Source organism: Falsiroseomonas sp. (assembly GCF_041690465.1).
Taxonomy (GTDB): domain Bacteria; phylum Pseudomonadota; class Alphaproteobacteria; order Acetobacterales; family Acetobacteraceae; genus Falsiroseomonas.
This window is the reverse complement of record NZ_JAWLHG010000007.1, coordinates 34,481-50,283: the sequence shown is the minus strand read 5'-3', so window position 1 is coordinate 50,283 and position 15,803 is coordinate 34,481. Positions and strand designations below refer to the sequence as shown.

At 72.5% G+C, this 15,803-nt stretch carries 16 protein-coding genes; 6 read left to right on the top strand and 10 right to left on the bottom strand.

What is annotated here, in order from left to right:
• Window positions 1-3 precede the first annotated feature (3 nt).
• The 3 genes from ACESM1_RS09655 to ACESM1_RS09645 all read right to left on the bottom strand — a co-directional run bounded on the left by ACESM1_RS09655 (window position 4) and on the right by ACESM1_RS09645 (window position 3,533).
• Window positions 4-1,473: a M81 family metallopeptidase gene (locus ACESM1_RS09655; protein WP_372619577.1), complete on the bottom strand. Its 1,470-nt coding sequence runs from the start codon at window positions 1,471-1,473 to the stop codon at window positions 4-6.
• Window positions 1,474-1,537: 64 nt separating this feature from the next.
• Window positions 1,538-2,416 carry a neutral zinc metallopeptidase gene (locus ACESM1_RS09650; RefSeq protein ID WP_372619575.1) on the bottom strand — a complete coding sequence of 293 codons (879 nt, stop codon included), beginning with the start codon at window positions 2,414-2,416 and terminating at the stop codon, window positions 1,538-1,540.
• 70 nt (window positions 2,417-2,486) lie between these two features.
• A complete protein-coding gene (locus tag ACESM1_RS09645; protein WP_372619573.1) occupies window positions 2,487-3,533 on the bottom strand; it encodes a TauD/TfdA family dioxygenase in 1,047 nt (348 codons plus the stop codon).
• A 137-nt stretch (window positions 3,534-3,670) separates the two neighbouring features.
• Between ACESM1_RS09645 and ACESM1_RS09640 the strand changes: the two genes are divergently transcribed.
• Window positions 3,671-4,825 carry a M20/M25/M40 family metallo-hydrolase gene (locus ACESM1_RS09640; RefSeq protein ID WP_372619572.1) on the top strand — a complete coding sequence of 385 codons (1,155 nt, stop codon included), beginning with the start codon at window positions 3,671-3,673 and terminating at the stop codon, window positions 4,823-4,825.
• Window positions 4,826-4,919: 94 nt separating this feature from the next.
• Window positions 4,920-5,507, top strand: coding sequence for a hypothetical protein (locus tag ACESM1_RS09635; RefSeq protein ID WP_372619571.1), 588 nt, complete (start codon window positions 4,920-4,922; stop codon window positions 5,505-5,507).
• Between the two features lie 47 nt (window positions 5,508-5,554).
• Here the strand turns inward: ACESM1_RS09635 and ACESM1_RS09630 are convergent, their stop codons facing one another.
• Genes ACESM1_RS09630 through ACESM1_RS09620 form a run of 3 tightly spaced genes read right to left on the bottom strand, consistent with a single transcriptional unit; the run spans window position 5,555 to window position 8,563 of the window.
• A complete protein-coding gene (locus ACESM1_RS09630; RefSeq protein ID WP_372619569.1) occupies window positions 5,555-6,724 on the bottom strand; it encodes an MFS transporter in 1,170 nt (389 codons plus the stop codon).
• Window positions 6,725-6,743: 19 nt separating this feature from the next.
• The gene (locus tag ACESM1_RS09625; protein WP_372619568.1) at window positions 6,744-7,496 is read right to left on the bottom strand and encodes an SDR family NAD(P)-dependent oxidoreductase; all 753 of its coding nucleotides are present in this window, start codon (window positions 7,494-7,496) and stop codon (window positions 6,744-6,746) included.
• On the bottom strand, window positions 7,493-8,563 hold the full coding sequence (locus ACESM1_RS09620; RefSeq protein ID WP_372619567.1) for a ketopantoate reductase family protein: 1,071 nt from the start codon (window positions 8,561-8,563) through the stop codon (window positions 7,493-7,495). The genes ACESM1_RS09625 and ACESM1_RS09620 overlap by 4 nt, the downstream gene beginning before the upstream one ends.
• 115 nt (window positions 8,564-8,678) lie before the next feature.
• Here ACESM1_RS09620 and ACESM1_RS09615 point away from each other — a divergent pair, with 115 nt between their 5' ends.
• A complete protein-coding gene (locus ACESM1_RS09615; RefSeq protein WP_372619566.1) occupies window positions 8,679-9,542 on the top strand; it encodes a DMT family transporter in 864 nt (287 codons plus the stop codon).
• An 8-nt stretch (window positions 9,543-9,550) separates the two neighbouring features.
• Window positions 9,551-10,510: a DMT family transporter gene (locus ACESM1_RS09610; RefSeq protein WP_372619565.1), complete on the top strand. Its 960-nt coding sequence runs from the start codon at window positions 9,551-9,553 to the stop codon at window positions 10,508-10,510.
• Here the strand turns inward: ACESM1_RS09610 and ACESM1_RS09605 are convergent.
• A complete protein-coding gene (locus tag ACESM1_RS09605; protein ID WP_372619563.1) occupies window positions 10,453-10,875 on the bottom strand; it encodes a gamma-glutamylcyclotransferase family protein in 423 nt (140 codons plus the stop codon). The genes ACESM1_RS09610 and ACESM1_RS09605 overlap by 58 nt on opposite strands.
• A gap of 47 nt (window positions 10,876-10,922) precedes the next feature.
• On the opposite strand from ACESM1_RS09605, the gene ACESM1_RS09600 reads away from it, so the two are divergent.
• The gene (locus ACESM1_RS09600) at window positions 10,923-12,326 is read left to right on the top strand and encodes an L-lactate permease (RefSeq protein WP_372619561.1); all 1,404 of its coding nucleotides are present in this window, start codon (window positions 10,923-10,925) and stop codon (window positions 12,324-12,326) included.
• 3 nt (window positions 12,327-12,329) lie between these two features.
• Here the strand turns inward: ACESM1_RS09600 and ACESM1_RS09595 are convergent, their stop codons facing one another.
• The 3 genes from ACESM1_RS09595 to ACESM1_RS09585 all read right to left on the bottom strand — a co-directional run bounded on the left by ACESM1_RS09595 (window position 12,330) and on the right by ACESM1_RS09585 (window position 14,781).
• Window positions 12,330-13,670, bottom strand: a complete 1,341-nt coding sequence (locus ACESM1_RS09595) for a CAP domain-containing protein (RefSeq protein WP_372619560.1) — start codon at window positions 13,668-13,670, stop codon at window positions 12,330-12,332.
• Between the two features lie 102 nt (window positions 13,671-13,772).
• Window positions 13,773-14,021 (bottom strand): hypothetical protein, encoded by a 249-nt coding sequence (locus ACESM1_RS09590; protein ID WP_372619558.1) that lies wholly within the window; start codon window positions 14,019-14,021, stop codon window positions 13,773-13,775.
• A 16-nt stretch (window positions 14,022-14,037) separates the two neighbouring features.
• Window positions 14,038-14,781 carry a TSUP family transporter gene (locus ACESM1_RS09585; protein ID WP_372619557.1) on the bottom strand — a complete coding sequence of 248 codons (744 nt, stop codon included), beginning with the start codon at window positions 14,779-14,781 and terminating at the stop codon, window positions 14,038-14,040.
• 86 nt (window positions 14,782-14,867) lie between these two features.
• Between ACESM1_RS09585 and ACESM1_RS09580 the strand changes: the two genes are divergently transcribed.
• Complete coding sequence (locus tag ACESM1_RS09580; RefSeq protein ID WP_372619555.1) at window positions 14,868-15,797, top strand: LysR substrate-binding domain-containing protein; 930 nt, start codon at window positions 14,868-14,870, stop codon at window positions 15,795-15,797.
• Window positions 15,798-15,803: the final 6 nt, after the last annotated feature.

Sequence of the window (15,803 nt, the reverse complement as noted above, 5' to 3'; positions counted from 1 at the left end):
AGCCTATGGCAGCGCCTCGGCTGGCGCCAGCATGGTCCGCTTCACGTGCCGGAAGGGCAGCGCGGCGAGGTCGAGCGCCGCCGGCCCCGGGCAGTCGCATTCCACGATGGCGGCGCAGCGTTCGGCGAAGGCGGCGCGGAAGTGGTTCTTCGCCTTGTTCGCCAGCAACCGCGTGGCGCGCAGGTCCACGCCGTGCAGCGCGAAGAAGGCGGGGTCCACCGCCGCCTCCTTCCGGGTGGTGACGATCACCCGCAGCAGCCCTGCGCGCAGCACACAGGTCGGGCCGAGATCCACCTTCATGCCGCGTTCCATCGGCCCGTCATTGACGAAGCGGCCATCGGTGAGGCGCTCGACCGTCGCCTCCAGGGGCACCGGCGGGCCGAAGGCATCGGTGGTGCGGGCGCAGAGGGTGAAGCGCCGTGTTGCCCCCTCCCCGGCCTCGCGCGCCTGCCCCACCGCCACGGGGTCGTGCAGGAAGGCGAAGACGGTCTCCACCGGCGGCCCGGCCGCGACCAGCGTGCGCAGCAGCCCCGGCGTATCCGCGACGCCGCCGGAGAGCGGGTTGTCCGCCGGGTCGAGCAGCGCCACCAGGCCGGCCGGCGCGGCCAGCGCGGTGGCCAACGCGGCCTCCGGCGAGGGCAGCGTCACGGCGAAGCGGGCGCGCCGCGCGGCGATGGCCTCCGCGATCGCCGTGGCCGCTTCGCGCGCAGCAACGGGGTCGGTGGCCCAGGCCATGCCGCAGGGGCCGGCATGCGGCGTGTCGGACCAGGCGAAGCCGCCGAAGGGCGCGGCTTCCAGCACCGGGCCGTGCCGCAGCACCGCCGCCTCGGCCCACACCTCGGCCATTGGGCCGCCGGCCGAGCGCATGTGGAAGCTGTGCAGCACGCAGGGCAGCTTGACGATGGCGCCGTGCAGCCGCTCGCCGGCCATGCGCCGTTCCAGCAGTTGCAGCGCGCGGTCCGCCGTCTCGGCCATGTCCACATGCGGGTAGCTGCGATAGACGCTCGCGCCGTCCAGCAGCGTCGCGATCTCGGGCGCCATGTTGCCGTGGAAATCGAAGCTCGCGACCAGCGGCGTGTCGCCGATAAGCGCCCGCACGCGCCGGATGATGGCGAGGTCGGCGGCCGGCTCGTGCTCCGCCACGCAGGCGCCGTGCAGCGAGAGATAGACCCCGTCCCAGGGCGCGCCGGCGCGCAGCCCCTGCTCCACCTCGGCGAGCCAGGCATCCAGGACGGCGGCGGCAATGGGCCCGCCGGGCTGGGCGGAGGTGGCGCGGAGCAACGCCGCCTGCCAGCCCGGCCGTGCGGCGAGGAAGGCGCAGAGCCCGCCGAGCTCCGTGCCGGTGCCCGCCTGCGCCGCCAGATCCGCGGCGCCCGCGAGCCATTCGCGGGAGCGGAAGGCCTCCATCCCGGTCGGGACGGGTGTGAAGGAGTTGCCCTCGAACCAGAGGCGGGCGACGGCGATGCGCGGCATGGGGACCAGCGTAGGGTAGGATTTCCCGCCCCCCAACCCCCCGCCTCGTCCGCGGGCGAGGCCGCTACAGCCGGTCGGTCAGGAAGGTGTCGCAGGCCTCAAGCCGGCCGCTTTCGAGGCCGGCGCGGAACCAGCGCACGCGCTGGGCGGAACTGCCATGGGTGAAGCTCTCCGGCTGCACGGTGCCGCGGGCACGGCGCTGCAATCGGTCATCGCCGACCGCTGCGGCGGCGTTCAGCCCCTCCTCGATGTCGCCCTTCTCCAGGATGGCGCGCGCCTCATGCGCCCGCCGCGCCCAGAGGCCGGCCAGGCAATCGGCCTGCAGTTCCACCCGCACCTGCAGCGCATTCGCCTCCGCCTCGCCTGCGCGGCCCTTCAGCGCCTCGGCCCTGGACAGCACGCCAAGCAGGTTCTGCACGTGGTGGCCGACCTCATGCGCGATCACATAGGCGGCCGCGAAATCGCCCGTGGCGCCAAGGCTCTGCTGCATCTGGCCGAGGAAGCCGAGGTCGAGGTACACGCGGCGGTCACCCGGGCAGTAGAATGGCCCGACCTGTGCCTGCGCCGTGCCGCAGCCGCTCTCCACCACGCCGTTGTAGAGCACCAGCCGCGGCTCCTCGTAGTTGCGGCCTATCGATTCGAAGAGCGGGTTCCACACATCCTCGGTCTCGGCCAGCACGCGGGCGACGAAGGTCCGCGCCGAATCGGCCGGCGGCGGCTCGCCGCCCGGTCCGCCGCCTTCGGTGGCATAGGGCGGCGGGGTCGGCCCGTCGCCGGAGAGGATCAGTCCGGGATCCACGCCGAACAGCAGCGCCAGCACCACCAGCACCACGGTCCCGAGCCCGCCGCCCGCCACGATCCGTCCGCCGCCGATGCGCCGCCCGACGCGCCCCTGGCCGCGCCGATCCTCCACATTGCCGCTTTCGCGCCCGCCGAGCCGCATGCCGCACCCCTCCCGTCCGGGAGGCGGAACGTAGGCCGGCACTGCGCAGTTTCGTCGCCGGCCCGGGCAGCTACCCGCCGACCATCCCGCCGCGGCCCTCACCCGCCCCGTCGCTCTCGCCGATGGCGACCAGACCCTCCGGCAGCGCGCGGGAGTTGGGCGTCAGCAGCAGCAGCCGCAGCGCCTGGCGTGAGCCGCCCGCATCCGGCGTCTCGGCCACCGGCGCGCCCGATGGCGATTCCGCGCGCCGCTTCCAGACCTGCAGCGGGTTGAACAGCAGCACGTCGCCCGGCCGCACTTCCATGCGCAGCGCCAGCCCCGGCTCGGCGCAGATCGCGTCCAGCAGGTCGAGCGCTTCGACCTGCGCCGCGGTCAGCCGCGGCGTGTGCGGCAGGCGCTGCGCCGCCTCGATTGCATCGCGCGCATAACGCCCGACGAAGGCGCCGGAGGCGGTGCTGAACACCGGCAGGTCCACCGCCGCGGGCTCGGCGACCGGGTCCGGGCCCTGCATCCGCATCTGCAGATGCGGCAGCGGCGCGTAGAGCAGTTCGAGCGCCGCGCGGTCGCGCTTCAGCATCTCGTTGTGCACCGCCGCCGCCGCGACCAGCATCGCCGGGTCCACCTCCGGCGGCTGGCGCAGCGTCAGCAGCACCACCGCATCCGCCGCATCGGCATGGAAGCGCCAGCGCTCCGCCCCGGTCGCCGGGCTCGCCAGGCGCTGCACCAGTTCGCCACCCTCGCCCTGCGGAATGGCGCCGCCGAGATGCACACCGAGCACCAACAGCAGCGCTTCCGCCTGGCCCTCGCCGAGGCGGTCCATCGGCAGGCCGCGCAGCAGCACGAAGCCGCGGCCGGTATCCAGCCGGGTCGCCGCCTGGCGCAGCACGGCACCGAGCCGCGGCATCGCCGCCTCCCCGGCTGCCACCGGCGCGCGGCCGCCCAGGGCGGCGAGCGCCGCCTCGATCTCCGCGGCGTCCTCGGCGCCGAGCGGCACCATCCAGTCGGCCGGCCGCAGATCCGCCGCGCGCCAGGCGGCGGGGCCCACCTGGGGCACGATGCGCGGGCGCACCGGCGGCGAGGAGGAGGATCGGGCGGGGGGCGGCTGGCTGGCGCTCATCCGGCCGAGGCTAGCCCGTCCGGCCCGCCGCTGGAAATCGCGATGACGCTGCTCCCCGCCGGAGCCATCCTTGCCGCACCCTTGCCGCCTTGGCGCATCGCCCGCAGGCTGCTTCCGTCCGCAACGGAGACCGCCGCATGGATGCCGCCACCACCCGCCACCCCGCCCTCGACCTGCCCTTCGACGCCGAGGCGATTCTCGCCGGGTTGCGCCCCTGGGTGGAATGCGAATCCCCCACCTTCGACGCCGCCGCCGTGAACCGCATGATGGAGCTGGCGGCGCGGGAGATGGCGCTGCTGGGCGCGCGGATCGAGCGCATCCCCGGCCGCATGGGCTTCGGCGACTGCATCCGCGCCCGCTTCCCGCATACCGCTGCCGAGACGACGCCCGGCATCCTGGTGCTGGCGCATCTCGACACCGTTCATCCCGTCGGCACGCTGGAGAAGCTGCCCTGGCGGCGCGAGGGCGGGCTGGTCTTCGGCCCCGGCGTCTTCGACATGAAGGGCGGCACCTATCTCGCGGTCGAGGCGATGCGGCAGCTGCTGCGTGCCGCCATGGCGACGAAGCTGCCGGTGACCTTCCTGCTGACGTCCGATGAGGAAGTGGGCAGCCCCTCCACCCGCGACATCATCGAGGCGGAGGCCGCGCGCGCGAAGTTCGTGCTGGTGCCGGAGCCGGCGCGACCGGATGGCGGCGTGGTGACCGGCCGCTATGCCATCGCGCGCTTCAACCTGCGCACCACCGGCCGGCCGAGTCATGCCGGCAGCACGCTCGCCGAGGGCCGCAGCGCGATCCGCGAGATGTGCCGCCAGGTGCTGGCGATCGAGGCGATGACCGGCGAGGACTGCACCTTCTCCGCCGGCGTCATCCATGGTGGGCAATGGGTGAACTGCGTCGCCACGCATTGCGACCTGGAGGTGCTCAGCATGGCCAAGCGCCAGGCCGACCTCGATGCCGGCATCGAGCGGATGCTGGCGCTGCAATCCTCCTCGCCCGACGTGATGCTGGAGGTCAGGCGCGGCGTCACGCGGCCGGTGTGGGAGGCGGATGCGCAGGTGATGGCGCTCTACGCCCATGCGCGCAGTCTTGCGCAGGCGATCGGCTTCGACATCAACAGCCAGAGCAGCGGCGGCGGCTCGGACGGCAACTTCACCGGCGCGATGGGCATCCCGACGCTGGACGGCCTCGGCATCGGCGGCGCCGGCGCGCATACGCTGAACGAGCATGTGACCGTGGCCTCGCTGGTGCCGCGGACGAAGCTGCTGGCGGGGCTGTTCGCGACGATGGCATAGGACAGGCTTTACGCTCTCTCACTTACCTTACAAGGCGCTTGACTTATACCATCGACACGGGCAAGGTGCGCTTCGTTAACAACGGAGCGCCGCCATGGCTGCCTTGATTCCCACTCCCAAACTGCGAGACCTGCTCGGGCAAGCCGACCCGACAGGTGCCATGAACGCCAGACTTGTCTCGTCAACTCGCATCGGCATCGCCGCGGGCCTCGAAGCGCCCAAAATCTTCATCGATCTGCCGACTGAGACGCTGGTACGCGCAACGACTGGTGAGGAGCAGGCGCAGTATGTAACCCTCACCGAAACTGCTCCGACTGAGGCGCCGCGTAGTGCACGGCGAAGCGGCCACTTCACCGTGCGCGTGCTGGACAAACAAGCGACCGAAACATCTTTGAAGAGCGCTCTCCAAAAAATCTTGCGCTTGATTGAGGAAGTGAGGCCCGGCACTTTGCAGAAGCTGGCGGCTTCGAAAGGCCGAACCAAGCGAATTGTCGCGCGCAACCGCCAAGACCTCTTCAAGGACCCGAAGCTGGCGGCCAAGTTTGCTACACCGCTGATGGACGGATGGTGGGTTGGCACGAACAACTCTACTAAGGAGGTCGAGAACTGGGTGCGGCTTGCCTGCAATCACGCAGGTTTGGAGTGGCAGCGTGAAGTTAGTTTGGCTGTGCGCCCCTTATAAGTGGAGCGTCCTTACTGCAACCTCGTATTGGCGCAAGCAGGCCGCGCTCAGGCCTGCCGCCGGCTGCCGATCGCCAGCAGCGCGCCCATCAGCGCCAGCCCCGCCGCCATCGGTGCGAAGCCCGCGAAGCCGAAGGCGGCGATAACCAGCCCGCCCACCGCCGCCGCGGCGAGCCAGCCGATCGAGGCCGAAGTCACGTTCAACCCGAGCACCGTGCCGCGGATCTCGTCGGGCACGTTGCTCAGCGCCGCCATCATGCAGGGCCGCGCGACGGAGGTCGCCAGCACGAAGGCGAAGCCCAGCGCCACCGTCACAGCGACCCCGCCCTGCCAGAGGAACAGCGGCAGCGCGATCACCGCGGCGCAAAGCATCGCGCCCGCGAAGGTCAGCAGCCGGTTCGGCAGCCGGTCCGCCAGCTGCCCGCCGAGCAGCGTGCCGAGGATGTTGCCGAGCGCGAAGACCGCCAGCGGCAGCGCCAGCCCCGCCAGCGAAACGCCATACGCAGTCTGCAGGTAGGTGGCGAAGAAGGTGACGGCCAGCGCGTAGCAGGTCCGCTCCGCCACGCCGATGATCAGCAGCCGCAGCACGCGGCCTGACAGCACGGCGCGATAGTCGATCGCCACCCGCCGCGCCCCGCCCGCCTTCGCCACCGGCTTGCGCATGGTCAGGAACAGTCCCAGCGCGGCGATCAGCGCGACCACGCCGACGGCGAGATGCACCCCGCGCCAGCCGATCGCCGCACCGGCCACGGTCGCCAGCGGCACGCCGAGCAGCAGCGCCATCGACTGTCCCGACAATGTCCAGCCGAGCGCGCGGCCACGCTGGCGGTTCTCGACGCGGGAGGAGACTTCCGTGACCACCGTCGCCGAGACCACACCCGCCGCCGCGCCGCCGACGGTCGCCCAGAAGGCGACACCGGCATAGCTCTCCGACACCGCCACGCCCACCGAGGAAACCGCGAGGCAGATCGGCCCGCCGATCAGGAAGGGCTGCCGCCCGACGCGGTCCGAGAGCGCGCCGGCGAAGACCGAGGCGATGCCCCAGGTCACCGCGTTCATCGCCATGACGTTCGCCGTGAGGCCCAGGCTGACCGAGAGGTCGCGCGCCATGTCGATCAGGAACGGCGCGCGCGTGGTGCCGCTGCCGGAGATGGCGAACAGCGCGAAGCTGCCCGCGGCGATCAGCGCCCAGGGCAGCGGCTTCAGCGCATCCGGCACGGCGCGCCGCGCCGCGGCGTCAGCCCCCGTCCACCGACAGGATCTGCCCGCTGACCCACCCCGCGAAGGGCGAGGCGAGGAACAACACGGCGTTGGCGATATCCTCCGGCGCGCCGAGGCGCTTCAGCGCGATGCCCTCCACCAGCGCCTTCTTGCCGGCCTCGCCATAGCCCTCGAACTGCACGATGGTGGCGGGGTTCGACAGGATGAAGCCGGGTGCGACGCTGTTCACCGTGATGTTGAACGGGCCGAGCTCACGCGAGAGCTGCTTCGTCAGCCCGACCAGCGCATGCTTGGCCGCGCAATAGGCCTGGATCCCGGTCTTGCTCGGCTTCAGCCCGGCGCCGCTGCTGATCGTCACGATGCGCCCGGCCTTCGCGCGCTTCATCCCCGGCACCACCGCCTTGGCCAGCCTGAAGGCGGCATGGGTGTTGATGTCGAAGATCGCGTGCCAGTCCTCCTCCGGCACCTCCTCCACCGGCCGCATCGCCTGGCCGCGCACGCCGCCGGCATTGCAGACCAGCACGCCGACCGCACCGCCGGTGGCGTCCTCGATGCCCTTGATCCAGTCCTGCGCGGCGCCGGGCGCCGTCAGGTCGAAGGCGGCGGTGGTGATGCCGGTGCCCTTCGCGGTCTCGGCGATGTTGTCGGCCGAGATGTCGCAGGCGAAGACCTTGGCGCCGAGCGCGTCGAAGCTGCGCGCGATGCAGCGCCCGAAGCCGTGGCCGGTGCCGGTGACGGCGACGGTCACGCCGTCGTAGCGGATGTTCATGCCAGGTTCCTCGCCAATTCGTTCAGGTTGTCGTCGGACATCGGGCGCTCGCCGCGCTCGCATTGGTGCACCATGGCGATCAGCGCCGTGAGCGCCGGGCAGGCGATGCCATGCGCACGCCCGATCGGGATCACCACGCCGATCTGCGCATCGGCCGGCGTCGCGCGGCGCCGCACCCACAGGTCGCGCCAGATGCCGGAATGGGTCTTCGCGTTCGGCCGGTTGAACGCCTCCAGCGCGGCGATCGAGGCGCGCGCGGCGTCCTCGCTGGCGCCTTCGTAGAAGGCCGAGGGCTCGAAGCCGTTGAAGCCGAGCGGCGTCACGCCCTCCGCCCGCGCGACCGCCATCACCTCGCCGCAGAGCGCGCGGATCAGCGGCAGCAGCTCCTTCCGCGCCAGCGTGTCCGCGATGCCCTTCTCCGCCAGGCCCTGCATGTAGAGCAGCGAGGAATAGGCGAGCTTGCCCCACAGGAAGCCCCAGATGTTCGGCGTCAGCACGGCATCCGGCTCGAAGGTGTCGCGCAGCAGCGCGTGCAGCGCAGTGACGCGCGGCGTCATCGCGCCGTCCAGCTCGCCCACCACCACCGCGCCGCGGCCGCCATACATGATGCGCCCCGGCTCAAGCCAATCGGCGCTGAAATTGACGAAGGCGCCCATGGTGCGCTGTGTGCCGCAGACCTCCGCGATCACCCGCTCGCACAGCCCGTTCTGCAGCGACAGCACATAGCCATCTGGCGCCAGGTGCGGCAGCAGCTGCCGGCAGGCGGCTTCGGTGTCGTGCGTCTTCACCGCCAGGAAGACGCGCCGGAACTCGCCCTGCACGGCATCCGGCGTGAAGGCCGGCGCGGTGACGCGGAAGGCGGCGAGCGGCCCCTCGATGGCGAGGCCGCGATCGCGGTCGCGGATCGCGGCGACATGGTCGGCAACGATGTCGGCGAACACGACAGCATGTCCGGCACGGACGAGATGCGCGCCGACGGTGCCGCCGATCGCCCCCGCGCCCCAGATCAGGATCGGCCCGCGGTCCACTGAAGCCGTCGCCCCGGCCTTTTCGGCGTCCTTCGCCACGCGGCGCAACTCCCCCATGCGCCGGCCGCGCTTGCTTCGCGGGGTGGGCGCGGCTCAACCTGCCTGCCACGCTAACCGGGATCGTCGGGACGTCAATGCGGACCAGCCGCGCCGGATGAGGGAGCAGGCCGACAACCTCCGCGGCGCCGCCCTGATGTCGGCGGCCGCGGTGGTCTTCGCCGCCGAGGCGCTGGCGATCCGCTGGATGACCGAGCGCGGCATCCCGATCGAGGTGCAGGTCGCCTTCCGCGCCGCCGGCCAGCTGATCTGGACGGTGCCGGCCTTCCTCGCCAGCGGCATCCGCGTGTTCCGCTCGCGGCGGGTGCCGATGCATGTGCTGCGCGGACTCGCCTCGCTTTTCACCTGGGCGCTCTACTACGGCTCCTTCGCGCGGCTGGAGGCGGCGACGGCGACCGTGCTCTCCTTCACCAACGTCATCTTCACCACCCTGCTCGCCGGTCCGCTGCTGGGCGAGCGGGTGGATCGCTGGCGCTGGGCCGGCACGCTGATCGGCCTCGCCGGCATCGCGCTGATGCTGCGCCCGGGCAGCGGCGCCGATCCGCTGGGCACCGCCATGGCCATCGGCGCGGCCATCGCCTGGTGCGGCATCACGCTCACCTCGCGCAGCCTGACCCGCACGGAGAGCACGGCGACCATCCTCGCCTGGGTGGGCCTGGTCACCTTCGGCGGCGCGGCACCCTTCGCGCTGGCGGCCTGGGTGCCGCTCGGTCTGCCGGACCTCACGCTGCTGGCGGTCCTCGCCTTCGTTTCGCCCTCGATCATCTGGCTGGTGACGGAGGCGCTGCGCGCCGGCGAGGCCTCCGCCGTCGCGCCCTTCCAGTATCTGCGGCTCGTCTTCGTCGCGCTGGTCGCCTGGCTGGCCTGGGGCGAGCTGCCGGATGCCTGGGGCTGGGCCGGCGGCGCGGTGGTGATCGCCGGTGCGCTCGTCGTCACCCTCGCCGAGGCGCGCCGGCGATGAGCGGCGGGATGAGCATCATGACGAAGGCGGCGCTGCTCGCGCTCGCCTCCGCCTTCCTGTTCAACCTCGAGACGGTGGTGGTGAAGGCGATCGAGGGCGTGCCGCTCGCCACCATCGTGCTGGCGCGCGCCCTCGGCCAGCTGGCCTGGACGGTGCCGCAGCTGCTGCACGATCCCATCGGGCTGGTGCGCACGAAGAACCTGAAGCTCAACCTGCTGCGCGGGCTGCTCTCCGGCGTCTCCTGGTATCTCTACTTCCTCTCCTTCGCGGCGCTGCCGCTGGCCACCGCGACGGTGCTGTCCTTCACCTCGGTGCTGTTCGTCACCGCGCTGGCCGGCCCGGTGCTCGGCGAGGTGGTGCGCTGGCGCCGTTGGAGCGCGACGCTGGTGGGCTTCGCCGGCGTGGTGGCGATCGTGCGGCCCTGGGACGGGGCGGAGGGCGTGGCGCTCGGCCTGCCATTGGCGGCCGCCATCGGCGCTTCCTGCCTCGGCGCCGGCATCGTGCTGACCACCAAGATGCTGGCGCGCAGCGAGCGCACCAACACCATCATGTTCTACATCGGCCTGGTCACCACCGCGCTGGCCCTGCCGGTCGCGCTGCCTGGCCTGGCCTGGCCGGGCTGGAGCAGTCTCGGCCTGCTGCTGCTGACGGCGCTCTGCGGGCCGTTCGCGATGCATCTCTGGATCAACGCGCTGCGGCTGGCGGATGCCAGCGTGATCGCACCGCTCTCCTATGTCCGGCTGGTCTTCGCCGCCGGCTTCGGCGTCGCGCTGTTCGGCGAATTGCCGGATGCCTGGCTCGGCCTCGGCGCGGCGCTGATCGTCGGCAGCGCGCTCTACATCACGCGGCGCGAGGCGAAGGTGGCACGGCGCCGCGCCGCGCCGCTCGTCGCCGCGCCGCAGATCCCGGCTCATCCACCCGAGAGCGCCGCCTCCAGCACCGCCGCATCCAGCGAGAAGTCGCGATAGCCTTGCCGGAGATGTGCGACATACCAGGCCTCGGGCGGGCCCGGCCGGTGGACCCGCTCCACATAGGTCCAGGCCTCCGACGCGCCCGCGACCGGCTCCGGCAGGCGGATGCGGATGCGCTCGTAGATCCCGAAGGCCGTTCCCTCCGCCAGGTCGAGCGCGGCGAGGTGCCCAGGCGTGATCCGCCACAGGCCGAGCGGCACGCTCGCCGCGGCATCGCGGGCGATGGAGGCGTAGCGGTTCACCACCAGCCGCCAGCCCGGCAGCAGCGCCGCGCCGGCCGGCGCCGCACCGAGGCAGCGGCCGAGCATCCGCGCATGGTCGAGATTGCTGCCATAGGCGGCGTAGAGCGTCGGCGCGTCCATCACCGCCGAGCCTCCCCCCGTTGCGCAGCCGGTGCAAGGCGCGCGCCATGATCCTCGCGCTGCAGGCCCTGCCGCTGCTGCTGCTGGTGGCATTGCTGCTCTCGGGCCGGGCCGGGCCGGTGCCGGCGGTGCTGGCCGCGCTCGCCGCCGCGCTGCCCGCCGTGCTGCTCTCCCTGCCGGCCGGAATCCCGCCTGCTGCCTTCGTCACGGAGGAGACGCTGCGCGGCGCCTTCCTGGCGCTGAAGCCGATCGGCGTGGTGACCGGCGGCCTGCTGTTCCACGCCGCCGTGGCGCGAGAGCGTCCGGAAGCCTCGATGGCGCGCGCCGAGCCGCGCCGCATCTTCGTCGCCACGCTGCTCGCCGGCGCCTTCCTGGAAAGCGTGACCGGCTTCGCGGTGGGTGCGGTCTTCGCGCTCTCGGCGCTGCGCGGCATGGGGCTCTCCGGCGCGGCGGCCGGGGCGATGGCGCTGCTTTCGCTCACGCTGGTGCCATGGGGCGGGCTCGGCCCCGGCACGGCGCTCGGCGCGGCGCTGATCGGGTTGCCGGCGCAGGAGGTCGCCTTCGCCACCGCCTGGCCCAATGCCGTGTGGTTCGCGCTGCTCGGCCCGGTGCTGTGGCGGCTCTGCGACGCCGCCGGCATCAAGGTGCCGCCGGGCGAGAAGCTGGTGCAGACGCTCGTGCTCTGCCTGGTCGCGGCGCTGCTGGTGGCGTCGCACGCGCTGTTCCCCTTCGAGGCGGCGGGGATCATCGCCACCGGCATCCCGCTGCTGGCGCTGCTGTGGCGGCTCGATCCGCCCCGCGATGCCGCGGGCTGGCGCGCGGCGCTGCGCTCGCTCGCGCCCTATGCGGGGCTGACCGCCGCGCTGCTGCTGGCGCGGGCGTGGGAGGGTGCGCCCGCCTGGGCGCCCTTCCCCGACCTGCCCGCCTTCCCGCTGACCCATGTGGCGGTGGTGCTGTGGCTCGTCTCCGGCCTGCTGCTGCTGCGCCGGGCCGATCCCGCGTCGGCCGCGCGCGGTGCCTTCGCGCGGGCGAAGCGGCCGGTGCTGGTGATGCTGCTCTATGTCGTGCTGGCGCGCTGGATGGCCGGCTCCGGCATCGCCGGCGCGCTGGCCGAGGCGACCGCATCCGGCCTCGGCCCGCTCGCGCCCTATGCGGTGCCGGTGCTGGGGCTCGCCTCCGGCATGGTGACCGGCAGCAATGTCGGATCGAACGCCGCGCTGATGCCGGTGCAAGCTGCGCTCGGCCAGGCGGCGGGCCTGCCGGAGATGCTTGCGCCCGCCCTGCACAACTTCGCCGGCGCGGCGGGGGCGGGGATGTCCTTCGCCGTCACCGCGCTGATCTGTGGCCTGCTGGCGGACGGCACCCGCCCGGCGCAGCTCTGGCGCCTGCTGGCGCCATCGCTGCTTTCCGTGCTGGTGATCGGGTGGATCGCGGTCGCGCTGGTCGGCTGAGCGCTATCCGATCAGGAAGTCGCTGCCCAACTGGCTGGCGCTGCGGCCCTCGAAGGTGACGACCTGGTAGTACTGGTTGCCGCCGCCGTTCTGGTCCACCCACAGCATCGTCCCGCCCGAGACCGACGTCAGCCGCGCATGGCCGCTGGCCGAAAGCTCCGACCAGCTGTCGCCGGCACCCGCCGCAAGGAAGGCGGAGATGTCCACGCGGTCGCCCTCCGCGGCATTGAAGTCGGTGATGCGGTCGCCGCGGTCGCTGGAGAAGTTCTGGTACAGGAAGGTGTCGGCGCCCGTGCCGCCGGTCATCCGGTCCCAGCTGCCCCCGCCGACCAGCAGGTCGTTTCCCTCGCCGCCATCCAAGGTGTCCCGGGCGGCACCGCCGAGCAGCGTATCCGCCCCGCCGCCGCCCGAGAGCGTGTCGGAACCGCCCAGCCCGTCCAGCTTGTCGGCCCCGGCGCCGCCGGTCAGCACGTTGCCGCCATTGGTCCCGGTCAGCACCTGTCCGCCAGGCTCGGACGGCGGCGGAGGTGGCGGCGGCGGAGGTGGCGGCAGCGGCTCCGGCGCGGCGGTCGCATCGGCGTTCAGGTCGAGCTTCACGTTGATCGAGCCGATGGTGACGTTCTTCTTCACCGTCGAGCCCAGCTCGCCACCCGAGAAGGTCGCCTCGTAGCTGCCGGCCGGCAGCGCGATCTGGTAGCCGCCGGACTCCCAGGTGGTGACGGTCTTCACCGCCCCGGTCGAGGTGTCGCGCAGGCTGAGAGAGACGCCGCCGAGCCCCTCGCCCGGATCGTAGAAATTGTCGCCGTCATTGTCGTCGAAGGCCACGCCGAGCAGGAAGATGCTGCTGCCGGACTTGGCGAAGTTCTCGGTGAGGTCGGTGGCGGTGAAGCCCTTGTACTCGCCCTGCGCCAGGCCGAGGCCCGCCTCGCGGAAATTGGCGTTGAGCAGGTTACCGCGGTGGCCGGGGCTCTCGAACAGCTGCTCGTGCAGCAGCTCGGCCGTCGTCGCGTTGATGGTGCCGGAACGCAGCGCGATGTTCTCGCCCCAGGTCCAGCTGCCGCTGAAGGTATAGCCCGCCGCCTTCATCCGGTCGCCCGCCGAGCTGCCATTGGCGCCGGTGTGGGAGAAGGTGTCGGTGGCCAGCATCCACTCGCTGTGGCCGCGAGCGGCATCGATCAGTTGCGGATTGAACGCCAGCGGCTGCTTCGGCGTGCCGTTCAGCGTGCCGGAGGAGAGGCCCTGGTTGAGGTCGATCCCATACCGCGCCGCCTCGCCGAGCGGGTCGAGGCGGGCGCGGTTGATCATCTCCAGGATGTACTGTTCGAAGTCGGTCGGCGCAGCCATGCGGTCGGACTCCCCCTGTAAGGTTGTATTCTGCCGACCGCATACCAACCCTAGTTGTGCTGGTGTTGCCAACCCCGGTCCGGGTTGAAAAACGTCACCTGCTCAGTTCGCCGCCACGGCGAGGCGCCCCGCCCTGGCGAGGGCCGCCCGGCCCGCCGCCGTTGCGCCGATCAGAAGCGCCCCGTCGGGCTGCCAGCGAAAGGCGATGAGGCCGCGCTCCACCGCCTCCTCCCAGACCGTCAGCCGGGGGCAGGAGGTGCGCCAGGCATCGATCACCTCGGCATAGGGCCGCGGCGCGCGCGCCACGCCCTCGACCAGGTCGAGGATCAGGGGTTCGAGGGTATTGGACATGCGGGTCTCCTCCCGTTCAGGGCCAGAGCAGCAGCCAGGTGCCCTGCGCCACATAGGTGAGCGCGATCCCGGTGACGAGGCGGCCGGCCCAGAGCCGGTAGGAGGCCTCGGTCATCGCGCGCAGCAGCGGCTGCGCCAGCACCGTGCCGAGCGCCGCGGCGGCGACCGCGCCGAGCACCGCCGTCGTGTCGAGCATGCCCGGCGTCGCCGCGAGGCCGCCGAAATAGACCAGCTTCAGCGCGTGCCCCTGCACCTGGCATACCGCCTTGGTGGCGACGATCGCGTGCCGGTCCAGCCGGCCGCCGAGGAAGAAGCGATCGAGCAGCGGCCCGGCGACGCCGGTCAGCAGCATCAGCGACATGCTGGCGACGCCCGCGGCGATGGCGTGCCAGGGGTGCCCGGGGTCCGGCTTCCAGGCGGCAGGCAGCGCCATCAGCAGGAAGGGGCTGAGGCCGAGCGCGATCAGCGCCACCGGCTTGGACGGCACGTAGAGCACCGCCGACCAGGCGAGGGTCGCCGCCAGGCAGCCCACGCCGTAATCCGCCGCGATCCCCCAGCGCACGTGCCGCAGCCCGAAGGCGGCGCGCCAGCCATTGGAGGCGATCTGCGTCACCGCATGCAGCGCCATCGCCGCCGGCAGCGGCAGCAGCACGAGCAGCAACCCGACCAGCAGCAGCCCGCCTGCCATGCCGAAGACGCCCGAGAGCAGCGTCGTCGCGACGGTCGCGGCCCAGATCAGGATCAGCAGCGGGATGGTCATGGCGAGGCCCTCCGACAGCGCCTGCTTGCGCCCGCGCCGGCCCCTGCACAAACTGCGTTTGCTGATCCTGAGGCTCAGTTTCCCTGATGCTACCCTTGTCTCGCCAGCCCTTCCTGAACGGCATCCGCGCCTTCGAGGCGGCTTCCCGCGCCGGCAGCTTCGTCGCCGCGGCGGCCGAGCTCAACGTCACGCCCGCGGCGGTCAGCCGGCTGGTGAAGCTGCTGGAGGAGCGGATGGGCGTCGCGCTGTTCGAGCGCCACGCCAACCGCCTCGTCCTCACCGCGGCCGGCATGCAGTACCGCGACGGCCTGGTGCCGCTGCTCGCCGCCCTCGCGCGCCTCACCGAGCAGGTGGCGGAGCGCGCCGGGCCGCAGCCGCTGACCGTCGGCGTCGGCCCGACCTTCGCGATCCGCTGGCTGATCCCGCGCCTCGCCGACTTCCAGCGCCGCGCGCCGGAGGTCGAGGTGCGGATCACCACCGGCGGCGCCACGGTGCCCTTCTCCGACAGCTGGAGCTGCGGCATCCGGCTCGGCGAGGGCGATTGGCCGGGGCTGGCTTCGACGCCGCTCTTCGCCGCCGACCTGCTGCCGGTCTGCGCGCCGGCATTGGCGGCGCGGCTCGGCTCGCCGCGGGACCTGCCGGAAACCGCGCTGCTGCGCGTGGCGCATGCGGCGGAGGACTGGCCGCGCTGGCTCGCCGCGGCAGGCGCCGCCGGCCTCACGGCGCATGGCCCGGTCTTCGAGTTCTACGGCCAGGCGCAGCAGGCGGCGGCGGACGGCGTCGGCATCGCCATGGGCATCCGCCCCTACATCGACGACGACGTCGCCTCCGGCCGGCTGGTCGCGCCCTTCCCGCTGACGGTGCCGAAGGGCCGCGGCTGGTGGCTGCTGCACCGCCCGGCGCGCGAGGCCGAGCCCGGCTTCCGCGCCTTCCGCGACTGGCTGCTGGCGCAGGCCGCGACGTCGGCGCAAGCCGCGGACACCCTTGCTGGATCGCGACGCGGTGGCGCGGCATGATGGCGC